Source organism: Alloyangia pacifica (assembly GCF_003111685.1).
Lineage (GTDB): Bacteria > Pseudomonadota > Alphaproteobacteria > Rhodobacterales > Rhodobacteraceae > Salipiger > Salipiger pacificus_A.
In genome coordinates, this window is the sequence record NZ_CP022189.1 from 256641 (window position 1) to 269691 (window position 13051).

Genomic DNA, 13051 nt, shown 5'->3' on the forward strand with positions numbered 1-13051 from the left:
CCGACTTAATAATCGGTTAGCCTCTGTGCGCCTATAAGCGGCCTGCCAGACACGAGGTGCCCCATGACCGACGCCACCGCCGACGCGGCCGGCGAGGATGACCCGCCGCCGAAGAAAGCAACGAAACTTCCGCTTCTGATCGGGCTTTTGCTTGCTCTGCTCGGGGCTGGTGGCGGCTTCTACGCGGCTTTCTCGGGGATGCTTCCGTTTGGCGGCGCTGCTGCGACCGGCGGAGCCGAGGGCCATGGGGCGGAGGCGGAAACGGGGCACGGGGCGACGGAGGCGCAAGGCGACGGACGGGGCGAGGCCGCCGGGGCCACGGCATTCATCGCGTTGCCGCAGATCGTCGCCTCGCTTGGGCCGGTGACCTCCTTGCACCACCTGCGCTTCACCGCGCAGCTCGAGGTGGCACCGGAGCAGCGCGCCGCGGTCGAAGCGCTCATGCCGCGGATCCTCGACGTGCTGAACACCTATCTGCGCGCGCTGGAGTCGGGCGACGTTGAGGCGCAGGGCGCGCTCATCCGTCTGCGTGCCCAGATGCTGCGCCGCATCCAGATGGTCGCGGGAGACGAGAAGGTCCGCGATCTGCTGGTGACAGAATTTGTGCTGAATTGAGAGGGCCTCATGGAGATGATTGCCGATATCCTGCTGGCGGCCGGAGCGTTTGGCGCCGGATTCTACTGTTTTGTCCTGTCGCGGAGGCTCACCCGTTTCACCGACCTGGAGAAGGGCGTCGGCGGGGCGGTGGCGGTGCTTTCGGCGCAGGTCGATGATCTCACCCGGACGCTGGAGGCGGCGCAGCAGGCGGCGGGAAAATCCGGCGAGACCCTGAGTGACCTGACCGAACGGGGTGAACAGGTGGCGCATCGGCTGGAGCTGCTGATCGCCTCGATGCATGACCTCCCGGAGGTGGCCGGAAATTCGGGCGGGGCTGCGGGCGCCGCTGCCTCGGGCAGGGTCAAATCCCCTGAGCCGGAGGCTGACTCGGGCTTCGCAGAGCCGGTGTTCCTGCGCCACTCGCGCAGCGGCGCCGCGTGACGATGGCCGCCGTCTTTCGCAAGTTGATCCCTGGTCGCGGGCGCGGTGCCCTGGGGATCATCAGCGCCTTGATGATCGTGTCGGCCATCTTGCGGCTTGGTGCCGGTGCGGCGCAGGCGCTGGACAACCTGCCGCAGGACGGGGCGGCGGAGCAGGAGATCATGGCTGGCAAGGGGGACAAGGCAGCGCCGGCAGACGGGGCCGACCCAATTGGAACCTGTATGGGCGAGGAAGACCTCGCCCCGGCGCTTGCGGCGCTTCGGGCGCGCGAAGCCGATGTTGCACAGCGCGAGACCGACCTGCGCAGCCGTCAGCAGGCGCTGCAGCTGGCCGAAAGCACAATCGATCAGAAGCTGGCCGCGATGGAAGAAACCGAGCAGCGCCTGCGCGCCACCCTGGCCATGGCAGAGACCGCTGCCGAGGATGACGTCGCCCAGCTCACGCAGGTCTATGCCAACATGAAGCCGCGCGAAGCGGCGGCGGTTTTTTCGCAGATGGAGCCTGACTTCGCCGCGGGGTTCCTCGGGCGGATGCGCCCGGATGCCGCGGCCGCGATCCTTTCCGGAATGGACCCGCAGGTGGCCTATACGATCAGTGTCATGCTGGCAGGACGAAACGCCAACGCGCCGAAGAACTAGCCGCGGCGCGCGGGGTCTTGACGCTCAGCGCCCTTCCGGAGAGCGCAGGGCAAAGGCCTCGATCTTCGCGGCGGGCAGCGCACCGGATTGCCGCGCGGCCTCGCGCCCCTTGCCGAAAGCGATGAGCGTGGGGATGCCGCGAATGCCGAATTGCGCCGCGGCCTTCTGGTGCTGCTCGGTATTCAACTTGACCAACCGGGCCTTGCCCTTCAGCGCGGCGGCCGCCTTGGAGAATTCCGGCGCCATCATCCGGCAGGGGCCGCACCAGGGCGCCCAGAAATCCACCACGAGCGGCGCTTCGTCGGTGCGGATCGCCTTGGCCAGCGTGTCGGCGTCGATCTCGTGCGCCTTTCCGTCCATCAGCGCGGCGCCGCACGTGCCGCATTTGGGGCCAGCGTCGAGACGCTCTTGCGGAGCCTGGTTGGTCTGACCACACTCAAGGCAGACAAGCTTGACCATTTCTCGATCTCCATACATTCATTTCAACTGATATGTGTTCTCCGCGCAATTGTGACAATCCCCCTGACCGTTTCCCATTGATTTTATGCGCAGCGGAAACAGAATCCTTATGCCTTACGACCAAACTGGAGAGGTGCCCATGATCACCCGTCGCAAATTCGTCGCCACGGCCAGCGCAGGGGCGCTTCTGGCCGCCGCAGGTCCGACGTCCGCCTTCACGCTCGATCCGAAATTCGCACCGCAGCCCGTGCGCATGCGCAGCGACATGCAGCCGGGGCAGATTCTGATCATGCCGCGCGCCCATTTCCTTTATTTCATCACCGCGCCAGGCGAGGCGCTGCGCTACGGCGTCGGCGTGGGCAAGGCGGGGCTGGAGTTCACCGGCGAGGCGGTCATCCAGGTCAAGAAGGAATGGCCGACATGGCGCCCGACCAACGAGATGATCGAGCGCGAGCCACAGACTTACGCCAAGTTCAAGGACAACGACTATGTAGAGCCCGGCGGCCCCGGCAACCCGCTGGGGGCGCGCGCGCTCTACCTGTTCCAGAACGGGCGCGATACGTTCTTCCGCATTCATGGCACGACGCAGCCCGGCACCATCGGCCGCTCGGTGTCGAACGGCTGCATCCGGATGATCAACGAGCACGTCATCGATCTCTACCAGCGGGTTCCCGTCGGCACGAAGGTGACGGTGATTTGAACGCTCGCCACGCGGCAGCGCGTGGCCCGAAACAGGAGGCGGTCCCGGCAGGGACCGTCACCCAAAGAATAGTCAGATACACTTTTAGCATATTGATTTGAACGGAAATTTTCGCGGTTTGACGCGCGGGATGCCATATTCAGGCCCGAATCCGCCAGCAAGATCAGACCATAATCAGCGGCCCGGACGTCCGGGACCCCTGCAATCAAAAGAATTCGAAGGGTAAGTCTATGGCGATTGTGGCTCTCTTGGCCGGCAGCACCCTGGGTGCCTTCTGCGGCCTTTTTGCATGGTTGTTCCTTGATACCTCTGCGCTGAGCGCATTGGGTCTCTACTTCTCTGTCAGCCTCGTTTCGGGGCTGCTTCCGATCCTCTGTGCGTCTCTGCGCGGCGGAGACGCCGGGTCGGACGAGGCGGTGATCGTCCGCTCTTGAGCCGCGCACTTGCTTGACGCCGTTGCGCGTGAACCGCGCGCGCTGCCTTCACCGGCACGGCTTGCGACGGCCGCAAGACAACTACCGCAAGGCACCTACCGAAAGACACGGGTGTCCGGCTGCAGGGCTATCTGTCCCCGGCTTCGGCGATCAGCGCCTCGACGCTCGGGCCAAGCGCCGCAACCACCCGTTTCACCCCTTCTGCATTCGGATGAATGCCGTCGGGCTGCATCACCGCGCCAAGGTTCGCCGGCGCCGCGCCGCCTTCGCGCAACCCGGAAAAGAAATCCGCGTAGAACAGCGCGTCATAGGTTTCGGCCAGTTCCGGGTAGATCGAATCGAACTGCGCCTTGTACTCTGGTCCGAAATTGCCGGGTGCGGTCATCCCCACCAGCAGCACCGGAAGATCGCGGGCCTGCGCCTCCTTTAGTATGCCATCGAGGTTGCTGCGCGAGGTGGCCGGATCGATCCCGCGCATCATGTCGTTGCCCCCCAGCGTCACGATCATCGCGTCGATTTCAGGGGTGAGCGACCAGGCGACGCGCGACAGCCCACCCGCCGTCGTGTCGCCGGACACGCCGCCGTTGACCACCGTCACCTCGTGGCCCCGCGCCTGCAGCCAGCTCTGAAGCTGCGGCACCAGCCCGTCGGACGCCGGCAGCCCGTAACCCTGGGTCAGGCTGTCGCCCAAGGCCAGGATCTCCATCGCCGAGGCGGGCAGGGGGGCGAGCAGAAAGGCAAGGCAGGCCGCAGCCTTGCTGAGCGGGGCAAAGCCCCCATATGTCAGTGAACGTGCCATTTTCCCGAAAGGCCCTTTCGATGCCCGATCCCGTCATTGCCCTTCATGATGTCACCCTCAGCCTCAGGGGCAATGCCGGACCGGTCGAAATCCTTCACGGAATCTCGATGGAGGTCGCACGGGGCGAGACATTGGGGCTGATCGGGCCGTCCGGCTCGGGGAAAAGCTCGCTGCTGATGATCATGGGAGGTCTGGAAAGCGCGACGACGGGGCGGGTGTCGGTGCTGGGGCAGGAGTTCACCGGCATGGACGAAGACCGCATGGCGCGGTTCCGGCGCGACCACATGGGCGTGGTGTTCCAATCGTTCAACCTCATCCCGACGATGACCGCGCTCGAGAATGTCGCGACCCCGCTCGAGCTGGCCGGACACAAGGATGCCTTTGCCCGCGCCGAGGCCGAGCTGGAGCGGGTCAACCTCGGGCATCGCGCCGGGCATTACCCCTCGCAGATGTCGGGGGGCGAGCAGCAGCGCGTGGCGCTGGCCCGCGCCTCGGCGCCAAGGCCGCAGATCCTCCTCGCGGATGAGCCGACCGGAAACCTCGACGGCAGCACCGGGCAGGCGATCATGGACCTGCTCTTCGGGCTGCGCGACGATCATGGCGCGACGCTGGTGCTTGTCACCCACTCGAACCGGCTGGCCGAGCGCTGCGACCGCGTGGTCCGGCTCACCGATGGCCGGATCGACCCCGCAGCCGCGCGCGCCCGGGCCGCCGAATGAGGGCGGCGCGATGAGTCTGGCCACCGCTGCCCGTTTCGCCCGCCGCGAGCTGCGCGGCGGCGTGCATGGCTTCCGCATCTTCATCGCCTGCCTCGCGCTCGGTGTCGCCGCCATTGCCGGGGTCGGCTCGGTGCGCACCGCCATCGAGGCGGGGCTCGCCGATCAGGGCGCGGTGCTGCTTGGCGGCGATGCGCAGGCCGAGTTCACCTATCGCTTCGCCAGCGACGAGGAACTGAGCTGGCTTGAGGGCATCTCGACCGACATCTCGGTCGTCACCGATTTCCGGTCCATGGCCACGGTCACACGGGATGGCGAGACCGAGCGGGGCCTGACGCAGGTCAAATCCGTGGACGACGCCTACCCGCTTCTGGGCGAGATGGTGCTCGACCCGCCGATGCCGCTCTCGCAGGCGCTGGACGGAGGCGCGCTGCCGGGGGCCGTCATGGCGCCGGTGCTGGCCGACCGGCTGGGGCTTGCGCCGGGCGACAGTTTCAAGCTGGGCACGCAGGCCTTCACCCTCTCGGCGGTGATCCTGCGAGAGCCTGACGACGCAGGGGACGGCTTCGGGCTCGGCCCGCGCACGCTGGTGCGCACGGGCGATCTGGAGGGAAGCGGACTCCTCGCCCCTGGCTCGCTCTACGAAAGCCAATACCGGCTGCGGCTGCCGCCCGGCAGCGATCTCGAGGCGCTGAAGACCGAGGCGGCGGAGCGCTACCGTGAAGGTGGTATCCGCTGGCGCGACTCGCGCAACGGGGCGCCGGGCATCGCGCGCTTTGTCGAGCGGCTCGGGCGCTTCCTCGTGCTGGTCGGCCTGTCGGGGTTGGCGGTTGGCGGTATCGGCGTCTCGGCGGCGGTGCGCGCCTATCTCGCCCGCAAGACCTCGGTGATCGCGACGCTGCGCACGTTGGGGGCCTCGCGCAACACCATATTCCTCACCTACTTCCTGCAGATCGGGGCGCTGTCGTTGGTGGGCATCGCGCTGGGGCTGGTCCTCGGGGCCGGGATCCCGCTGCTCTTCGGCCCGCTCATCGCCAGCGCGCTGCCGGTGCCGGTGCTCTTCACCATCTATCCGGGCCCGCTGGCCGAGGCCGCGCTCTACGGCGTGCTGACAGCGCTGCTCTTCACCCTCTGGCCGCTGGCCCGGACCGAGGAGGTGCGCGCCGCAACGCTCTTTCGCGACGCGCTCGACAGCGCCCGGGGGCTGCCCGCAACGCGCTACGTGATCGCCACGCTGGTACTGCTGGCTCTGCTGGTCGGCGCCGCGACGCTCTTCTCGGGGGACCGCAAGATCACCCTATGGACCGCGGCCGGCCTGATGGCGGCACTGGTCATCCTGGCGCTTGCCGCCAGTGGCATCCGCTGGCTGGCGCATCGCGCCGCACCGCTGTCCCGCGGCCGCCCGGCGCTGCGGTGGGCGCTCTCGGCCATCGGCGGCCCGCGCGAGACAGCTGCCTCGGTGGTGCTTTCGCTGGGGCTCGGGCTGACGGTGCTGGCCGCCATAGGCCAGATCGACGGCAACCTGCGCGCCTCGATCTCGCGCGACCTGCCCGCGGTCGCACCTTCGTACTTCTTCGTCGACATCCAGCCCGATCAGATCGACGGCTTCACGGAGCGGCTCGCGGACGACCCCGCCGTCAGCCGCGTTGACACGGCGCCGATGCTGCGCGGAGTGCTCACCCAGATCAACGGGCGCGACGCGCGCGAGGTGGCGGGCGGCCACTGGGTCGTGCGTGGAGACCGGGGCCTTACCTACGCCGCACAGCCGGACGAGCGCACCAAGGTGACGGCGGGCGCATGGTGGCCCGAGGATTACGCCGGCCCGCCGCAGGTGAGCTTCGCCGCCGAGGAGGCCGAGGAGATTGGCCTCAAGCTCGGCGACCAGATCACCCTCAACATCCTCGGCCGCGACATCACCGCCACGATCACCAGCTTCCGGGAGGTGGATTTCTCGACCGCCGGGATCGGCTTTGTCATGTCACTCAACCCCTCGGCGGTGGCCGGCGCGCCGCACACCTGGATCTCGACGGTCTACGCCGAGCCGCAGGCTGAGGCGGCAATTCTGCGCGACCTGGCAGATGCCTATCCCAATATCACCGCGATCCGGGTGCGCGACGCCATCGACCGGGTCTCGGAGCTGCTCGAAGGCGTGGCAGGGGCGATCCGCTGGGGCGCGGCGGCGACGCTGCTGACGGGCTTCCTGGTGCTCATCGGCGCGGCCTCGGCCGGCGAGGCGGCGCGCAGCTACGAGGCGGCCGTGCTGAAGACGCTCGGCGCCTCACGCGCGCGCATCCTGCAGAGCTTCGCCCTACGCTCGGCGCTGCTCGGGGCGGCGGCGGGCGGTGTCGCATTGGTCGCCGGTATTCTCGGAGGCTGGGCGGTGAGTCACTTCTTGATGGAGACCGAGTTCAGCATCATGTGGGGCTCGGCCATCGCGATCATCCTCGGTGGCGCGCTGGCGACATTGCTGGCCGGCCTCGCCTTCGCCTGGCGACCGCTGTCGGCAAGACCTGCGCGGGTTCTGCGCGCGCGCGAGTAAGCGGCTTGAACCTCGGGGCAGGGGCTGGCAGGTCAGTGCCGACCCTTGGCTGAAACGAACGGACTTGCCCCATGACCGATTCCCTGCCTATGCCGATCTCGGCTCCGATCACCCCGGCGCAAAGGACCAGCATCCTCAACCTGCTGCGCCGCGCAGCGCGGGCCGAGATCCTGCCGCGCTTCCGGGCGCTCGACCCGTCGGAAATCTCGGAAAAGACCGGTCGGCAGGACCTGGTGACCGCCGCCGACAAGGGTGCCGAGGCAATGATCGCGCGAGGCCTGCAGCGCATGTATCCGCACGCGCTCATCGTCGGTGAGGAGGCCGTGGCCGAGCACCCCGAGATCCGCGACCGCATCGGCGATGCGGAGCTGGCCTTTACCATCGACCCGGTGGATGGCACCTGGAACTACGCGCATGGGTTGGCGACCTTCGGGATCATCCTCTCGGCGACACGCTTCGGCGTGCCGGTTTTCGGGATGATCTACGATCCGATCATGGACGACGTGGTGATCGCCGAGACCGGAGGCCCGGCGGAGATGTTCCTGCCAAAGCGCCGCCTGACGCGCCGCCTTGGCGTTTCGCCGGGCGGGCAGCTGTCGGACCTTCAGGGCTTCATTCCCTTCTACCTGATGCCCGAGGACAAGCGGCCCGAGGTCGGCGCCGCGCTGCCGCTCTTCGAGCGCAGCCATACGCTACGCTGCTCGGCGCATGAGTTCCGCCTTTTCGCGCAAGGTTCGGTGGATTTCCACTTTTCGGCCCGGCTCACCCCTTGGGACCACGCCGCGGGCGCGCTGATCGCGCGGTGCGCGGGCGGTCATGTCGCGATGCTGGACGGCTCCGAGTACAACGCCAAGCTGCGCGATGGGGTCCTGCTCTGTGCCTCCAACAAGGAGACCTGGGAGCGCATCCGCGACGCCTTTGCCTTCCTGCTCGAGGCGCCCTCCGCAAGCTGAGGCCGCGCGGCGACACAAGAAAGGGCGGGACCGAGGTCCCGCCCTTTTGCGTTGCAGCCTTCGGCTTGGCTCCGGTGCGAAAACCCCCCGCTGCGCGCGAGGGTCGTGACGTGCGCCGCAATCGGTCCGAGCCCGATGGACGGCGCCCCTCGCTTTTTCCGGCTTACTCTGCTGCCTCGGCGTAGTCGCTCATCGGCGGGCAGGTGCAGGTCAGGTTGCGGTCGCCCCAGGCGTTGTCGACCCGGTTGACCGGCGGCCAGTACTTGTCCACCCGGAAGGCGCCCGGCGGGAAACAGCCCTGTTCGCGGCTGTAGGGCCGGTCCCAGTCGCGCACGAGGTCTTCCATGGTGTGCGGCGCGTGTTTCAGCGGGTTGTTCTCGGGATCGGCCTCACCCTCTTCCACCGCTCGGATCTCCTCGCGGATCGCCAGCATGGCGTCGCAGAAACGGTCGAGCTCGGCCTTGGTCTCCGACTCCGTCGGCTCGATCATAAGTGTGCCCGCGACCGGGAAGCTCATGGTCGGCGCGTGGAAACCGCAGTCGATCAGCCGCTTGGCCACATCGTCCACGGTGATGCCGCAGCTGTCGGCGAAGGGGCGGATGTCGATGATGCACTCATGCGCCACGCGGCCCTCGTGACCGGTGTAGAGCACCTCGTAGGCCCCGGCGAGGCGGGTCGCGATGTAGTTGGCATTGAGGATCGCCACGCGCGTCGCCTGCGTCAGCCCCTCGCCGCCCATCATCTGGATATAGCCCCAGGAGATCGGCAGCAGCGAGGGCGAACCGTAGGGCGCGGCCGAGACCGGCCCGGCGATGCCATCCTCGAGCGGGTGCGCAGGAAAGTGCGGCACCAGGTGCTCCTTGACGCCGATCGGCCCCATGCCGGGTCCGCCGCCGCCATGCGGGATGCAGAAGGTCTTGTGCAGGTTCAGGTGGCTGACGTCGCCGCCCAGATCGCCGGGGCGCGACAGGCCCACCATGGCGTTCATGTTGGCGCCGTCGATGTAGACCTGCCCGCCATGCTCGTGGGTGATCGCGCAGACGTCGCGCACCGTCTCCTCGAAGACACCGTGGGTCGAGGGATAGGTGATCATGCAGGCCGCCAGCGTATCAGAGTACTGCTCGGCCTTGGCGCGGAAGTCCGCGAGGTCGATCGAGCCCTTCTCGTCGCATTTGACCGGCACCACCTTCCAGCCGACCATCTGCGCCGAGGCGGGGTTGGTCCCATGGGCGTTGACCGGGATCAGGCAGACATTGCGCTGGCCCTCGCCGCGTTCACGCTGCCACGAGGCGATGGTCAGCAGCCCGGCATATTCGCCCTGCGCGCCGGAGTTCGGCTGCATGGTGAAGGCGTCATAGCCGGTGACCTTGCAGAGCTTGTCCGACAGATCGTCGATCATCTGCTTGTAGCCGAGCGCCTGGTCCTGCGGCACGTAGGGGTGCAGACCGGCGAACTCGGGCCAGCTCACCGGCATCATCTCGGCGGCTGCATTGAGCTTCATGGTGCACGATCCGAGCGGGATCATCGCCCGGTCGAGCGCCAGGTCGCGGTCCGCGAGGCGGCGCATGTAGCGCATCATCTCGGTTTCGGCCCGGTTCATGTGGAAGACCTCATGCGTGAGGTAGCTGCTCGTGCGGATCGACGCCTCGGGCAGGCGGTAGCGCGGTGCGAAATCCTCGTCCTTGCGCAGCAGGCCGAAGGCGCGCCAGACCGCTTCGATGGTGGCCGGGCGGGTGGTCTCGTCGAGGGTGATGCCGACGCGGGTCTCGCCGACCTTGCGCAGGTTGACGCCCTCCTTGACGGCGGCGCGCAGCACGCCCTGCTGCAGCAGGCCGACATCCACGGTGATCGTGTCAAAGAAGGTTTCGGGCTCGACCTTGAAACCGGCCTCTTCCAGACCGCGCGCCAGCCGCTCGGTCTTGCGGTGGATGCGCTGCGCGATGGCCTTCAGACCCTCGGGGCCGTGGAACACGGCGTAGAAGCCCGCCATCACCGCCAGCAGCGCCTGCGCGGTGCAGACGTTAGAGGTGGCCTTTTCGCGGCGGATGTGCTGCTCGCGGGTCTGCAGCGCGAGCCGGTAGGCGCGGTTGCCGTGGCTGTCGATCGAGACGCCGACGATGCGCCCGGGCATGGAGCGTTTGTAGGCATCGCGGGTGGCCATGTAGGCGGCGTGCGGGCCGCCGTAGCCGAGCGGCACGCCGAAGCGCTGCGTGGAGCCCACGGCGATATCGGCGCCCATCGCGCCGGGCTCTTTCAGCAGGCAGAGCGCCATAGGATCGGCGGCAACGATGCCGATCGCCTTGGCTGCGTGCAGCGCCTCCATCTCGGCGGAGAGGTCACGGACGTGGCCGTGGGTGCCGGGGTACTGGAAGATCGCGCCGAAAACCTTTTCGGCCTCGAGCGCGTCCGGGCTGGCGACGATGATCTCGATGCCGAGCGGCGCGGCGCGGGTCTTCATCACCGCGATGTTCTGCGGGTGGCAATTCTCGTCGACGAAGAAGGCGGTGGCCTTCGACTTCGCCACGCGCTGCGCCATGGTCATCGCTTCGGCGCAGGCGGTGGCCTCGTCGAGCAAGGATGCGTTGGCGATCTCGAGCCCGGTCAGATCCGACACCATGGTCTGGTAGTTCAGCAGCGCCTCGAGGCGGCCTTGGCTGATCTCGGGCTGGTAAGGTGTGTAGGCGGTGTACCAGGCCGGGTTCTCGAAAATATTTCGCTGGATCGCCGGAGGGGTCACCGTGCCGTGGTAGCCTTGGCCGATCAGCGAGGTCAGAACCTTGTTCTTCGATGCAACCTCGCGCATGTGCCAGAGCATCTCGCGCTCGGACATGGGCTTGCCAAGCTCCAGCGCCTCGGCCTGGCGGATGCCGGCGGGGACGGTCTGCTTGATCAGTGCGTCGAGGTCCTTGACCCCAAGCACCTCGAACATCTGCGCCATCTCCTTGGGCGAGGGCCCTATGTGGCGACGGTTGGCGAAATCATACGGCAGGTAGTCTGTGGGCGTGAAGGCCATGAGGTTCTGTCCCAAAACAGCAGATTCAGCAGGGCTTGGGGGCAAGGTAAGGCCCTGCCCCTTTCATCTTTCTTTAGGTGCGCGCCGCCCCTGCAGCACCGCCGCGCGACGCGGCGGGGCAGGGCGCGGGGACATCAGCCGATGAACTTTTTATAGGCGGCTTCGTCCATGTAGTCGTCGAGCGCCGAGAGGTCCTCGATCTTCATCTTGAAGAACCAGGCCTCGCCCTCGGGGTCGTCGTTGACCTTCGACGGCTCGTCGGCGAGCGGGCTGTTCACCTCGACGATCTCGCCGTCGAGCGGGGCGAGAATGTCGGAGGCGGCCTTGACCGACTCGATCACCACCACCTCGTCGTCCTTGCTGACCGTGGTGCCCTCTTCCGGCAGTTCCACGAAGACGACGTCCCCGAGTTGCTCGGCGGCGTGGGTGGTGATGCCGACGACGACCAGATCGCCCTCGACGCGGAGCCATTCGTGCTCTTCGGTAAATTTCATCGTGCTGTCCCTGTCTGTGTCAGCGTTTGTAGGTCTGGGTGACGAAGGGCATCTCGGCCACTTCGACGGCGAGGCGCTTGCCGCGGACCTCGCCGAAAAGCTGGGTGCCTTGGGCGGCGTGGTCAATATCGACATAGCCCATGGCGATCGGAGCGCCGGTGGTTGGCCCGAATCCGCCCGAGGTGACGCGGCCGATCGGCGCGCCGCCTTCTTCTTGTGCAAAGATCTCCACGCCTTCGCGCATCGGGGCCCGGCCCTCGGGGCGCAGACCAACGCGGGCGCGGCGGGCGCCGCCGTCGAACTCGGCGAGGATCTTCTCGGCACCGGGGAAGCCGCCCTCGCGGGCTCCGCCGCTGCGGCGGACCTTCTGGATCGCCCATGTCAGCGCCGCCTCGACGGGGGTGGTGGTGCTGTCGATGTCGTGGCCATAGAGACAGAGCCCGGCTTCGAGCCGCAGCGAGTCGCGTGCCCCAAGGCCGATGGGCTCCACATCCTCATGCGCCAGCAGGGCGCGGGCGAGCTCGACCGCCTTGTTCTCGGGCACCGAGATCTCGAAGCCGTCCTCGCCGGTGTAGCCCGAGCGCGAGATCCAGCAGTCGGCGCCGACCAGGTCGACCGTCGCGACATCCATGAAACGCATCTCGCGCACCGCGGGGTTGAGCGTGGCCAGCACGTCCTCGGCCGCCGGGCCCTGCAGCGCCAGCAGCGCGCGGTCGCCGAGGAGCCGGGGCGTCACGCCCTTCGGCTCGAGCCCGGCCCGCATCAGCGCCATGTCCTGTGTCTTGCAGGCGGCGTTGACCACGACGAACAGGTGATCGCCACGGTTGGCGATCATCAGGTCGTCCTCGATCCCGCCTGCCTCATTGGTGAAGAAGCCGTAGCGCTGGCGGTTCTCGGCCAGCCCGGCGATGTTCACCGGCACCAGCGATTCCAGCGCCAGCGCGATGCTCTCCACGCTCTCGCCGGGCAGGATGACCTGCCCCATGTGGCTGACGTCGAACAGCCCGGCCTTCTCGCGCGTGTGAAGATGTTCCTTGAGCACCCCGAGCTTGTACTGCACCGGCATCTCGTAACCGGCAAAGGGCACCATCTTGGCGCCCAGCTCGACGTGCAAATCGTGTAAAGGCGTGCGTTTCAGCTCGTCCATGCGCTCCCCGATCCTCTCGGCCCGGAATGGCGCAGAGCCCCCGGACATTCCCCGCACGGATCCCGCCCGTGCCCGAAATGCCCCCTCTGTCCTTTCGCCTGAGATCGTTATCCCTTCGGCG

General features: G+C 67.5%; 12 protein-coding genes. 7 read left to right on the top strand and 5 right to left on the bottom strand.

Annotated features, from left to right (window positions below; translation table 11 throughout):
* Positions 1 to 63 precede the first annotated feature (63 nt).
* Genes CEW88_RS01170 through CEW88_RS01180 form a run of 3 tightly spaced genes read left to right on the top strand, consistent with a single transcriptional unit; the run spans position 64 to position 1676 of the window.
* The gene (locus CEW88_RS01170) at positions 64 to 615 is read left to right on the top strand and encodes a flagellar basal body-associated FliL family protein (RefSeq protein ID WP_108964317.1); all 552 of its coding nucleotides are present in this window, start codon (positions 64 to 66) and stop codon (positions 613 to 615) included.
* Between the two features lie 9 nt (positions 616 to 624).
* Positions 625 to 1038 carry a hypothetical protein gene (locus tag CEW88_RS01175; protein WP_108964318.1) on the top strand — a complete coding sequence of 138 codons (414 nt, stop codon included), beginning with the start codon at positions 625 to 627 and terminating at the stop codon, positions 1036 to 1038.
* 2 nt (positions 1039 to 1040) lie between these two features.
* Positions 1041 to 1676, top strand: a complete 636-nt coding sequence (locus CEW88_RS01180; protein ID WP_108964319.1) for a MotE family protein — start codon at positions 1041 to 1043, stop codon at positions 1674 to 1676.
* Between the two features lie 24 nt (positions 1677 to 1700).
* On the opposite strand, the gene trxC is transcribed toward CEW88_RS01180, so the two are convergent.
* Positions 1701 to 2135 carry a thioredoxin TrxC gene (gene trxC / locus CEW88_RS01185; RefSeq protein ID WP_108964320.1) on the bottom strand — a complete coding sequence of 145 codons (435 nt, stop codon included), beginning with the start codon at positions 2133 to 2135 and terminating at the stop codon, positions 1701 to 1703.
* Between the two features lie 139 nt (positions 2136 to 2274).
* Here trxC and CEW88_RS01190 point away from each other — a divergent pair, with 139 nt between their 5' ends.
* Positions 2275 to 2835, top strand: a complete 561-nt coding sequence (locus CEW88_RS01190; protein WP_108967464.1) for a L,D-transpeptidase — start codon at positions 2275 to 2277, stop codon at positions 2833 to 2835.
* Between the two features lie 561 nt (positions 2836 to 3396).
* On the opposite strand, the gene CEW88_RS01200 is transcribed toward CEW88_RS01190, so the two are convergent.
* Entirely contained in the window at positions 3397 to 4068 is a 672-nt protein-coding gene (locus CEW88_RS01200) for an arylesterase (protein WP_108964322.1), read from the bottom strand.
* Between the two features lie 20 nt (positions 4069 to 4088).
* Between CEW88_RS01200 and CEW88_RS01205 the strand changes: the two genes are divergently transcribed.
* The 3 genes from CEW88_RS01205 to CEW88_RS01215 all read left to right on the top strand — a co-directional run bounded on the left by CEW88_RS01205 (position 4089) and on the right by CEW88_RS01215 (position 8276).
* A complete protein-coding gene (locus CEW88_RS01205) occupies positions 4089 to 4787 on the top strand; it encodes an ABC transporter ATP-binding protein (protein ID WP_108964323.1) in 699 nt (232 codons plus the stop codon).
* Between the two features lie 10 nt (positions 4788 to 4797).
* Positions 4798 to 7323, top strand: coding sequence for an ABC transporter permease (locus tag CEW88_RS01210; RefSeq protein ID WP_108967466.1), 2526 nt, complete (start codon positions 4798 to 4800; stop codon positions 7321 to 7323).
* A gap of 71 nt (positions 7324 to 7394) precedes the next feature.
* Complete coding sequence (locus CEW88_RS01215) at positions 7395 to 8276, top strand: inositol monophosphatase family protein (RefSeq protein ID WP_108964324.1); 882 nt, start codon at positions 7395 to 7397, stop codon at positions 8274 to 8276.
* A gap of 163 nt (positions 8277 to 8439) precedes the next feature.
* On the opposite strand, the gene gcvP is transcribed toward CEW88_RS01215, so the two are convergent.
* The 3 genes from gcvP to gcvT all read right to left on the bottom strand — a co-directional run bounded on the left by gcvP (position 8440) and on the right by gcvT (position 12930).
* Positions 8440 to 11289 carry an aminomethyl-transferring glycine dehydrogenase gene (gene gcvP / locus CEW88_RS01220; protein ID WP_108964325.1) on the bottom strand — a complete coding sequence of 950 codons (2850 nt, stop codon included), beginning with the start codon at positions 11287 to 11289 and terminating at the stop codon, positions 8440 to 8442.
* A 134-nt stretch (positions 11290 to 11423) separates the two neighbouring features.
* Complete coding sequence (gene gcvH, locus CEW88_RS01225) at positions 11424 to 11783, bottom strand: glycine cleavage system protein GcvH (RefSeq protein ID WP_108964326.1); 360 nt, start codon at positions 11781 to 11783, stop codon at positions 11424 to 11426.
* Between the two features lie 19 nt (positions 11784 to 11802).
* Positions 11803 to 12930 carry a glycine cleavage system aminomethyltransferase GcvT gene (gcvT, locus tag CEW88_RS01230; protein ID WP_108964327.1) on the bottom strand — a complete coding sequence of 376 codons (1128 nt, stop codon included), beginning with the start codon at positions 12928 to 12930 and terminating at the stop codon, positions 11803 to 11805.
* Positions 12931 to 13051: the final 121 nt, after the last annotated feature.

What these genes read in the sequence shown, in the direction of transcription:
- CEW88_RS01170 (WP_108964317.1), top strand. Translation starts at nt 64, where the DNA reads ATGACCGACGCCACCGCCGACGCGGCCGGCGAGGATGACCCGCCGCCG.
- CEW88_RS01175 (WP_108964318.1), top strand. Translation starts at nt 625, where the DNA reads ATGGAGATGATTGCCGATATCCTGCTGGCGGCCGGAGCGTTTGGCGCC.
- CEW88_RS01180 (WP_108964319.1), top strand. Translation starts at nt 1,041, where the DNA reads ATGGCCGCCGTCTTTCGCAAGTTGATCCCTGGTCGCGGGCGCGGTGCC.
- trxC (WP_108964320.1), bottom strand. Translation starts at nt 2,135, where the DNA reads ATGGTCAAGCTTGTCTGCCTTGAGTGTGGTCAGACCAACCAGGCTCCG.
- CEW88_RS01190 (WP_108967464.1), top strand. Translation starts at nt 2,275, where the DNA reads ATGATCACCCGTCGCAAATTCGTCGCCACGGCCAGCGCAGGGGCGCTT.
- CEW88_RS01200 (WP_108964322.1), bottom strand. Translation starts at nt 4,068, where the DNA reads ATGGCACGTTCACTGACATATGGGGGCTTTGCCCCGCTCAGCAAGGCT.
- CEW88_RS01205 (WP_108964323.1), top strand. Translation starts at nt 4,089, where the DNA reads ATGCCCGATCCCGTCATTGCCCTTCATGATGTCACCCTCAGCCTCAGG.
- CEW88_RS01210 (WP_108967466.1), top strand. Translation starts at nt 4,798, where the DNA reads ATGAGTCTGGCCACCGCTGCCCGTTTCGCCCGCCGCGAGCTGCGCGGC.
- CEW88_RS01215 (WP_108964324.1), top strand. Translation starts at nt 7,395, where the DNA reads ATGACCGATTCCCTGCCTATGCCGATCTCGGCTCCGATCACCCCGGCG.
- gcvP (WP_108964325.1), bottom strand. Translation starts at nt 11,289, where the DNA reads ATGGCCTTCACGCCCACAGACTACCTGCCGTATGATTTCGCCAACCGT.
- gcvH (WP_108964326.1), bottom strand. Translation starts at nt 11,783, where the DNA reads ATGAAATTTACCGAAGAGCACGAATGGCTCCGCGTCGAGGGCGATCTG.
- gcvT (WP_108964327.1), bottom strand. Translation starts at nt 12,930, where the DNA reads ATGGACGAGCTGAAACGCACGCCTTTACACGATTTGCACGTCGAGCTG.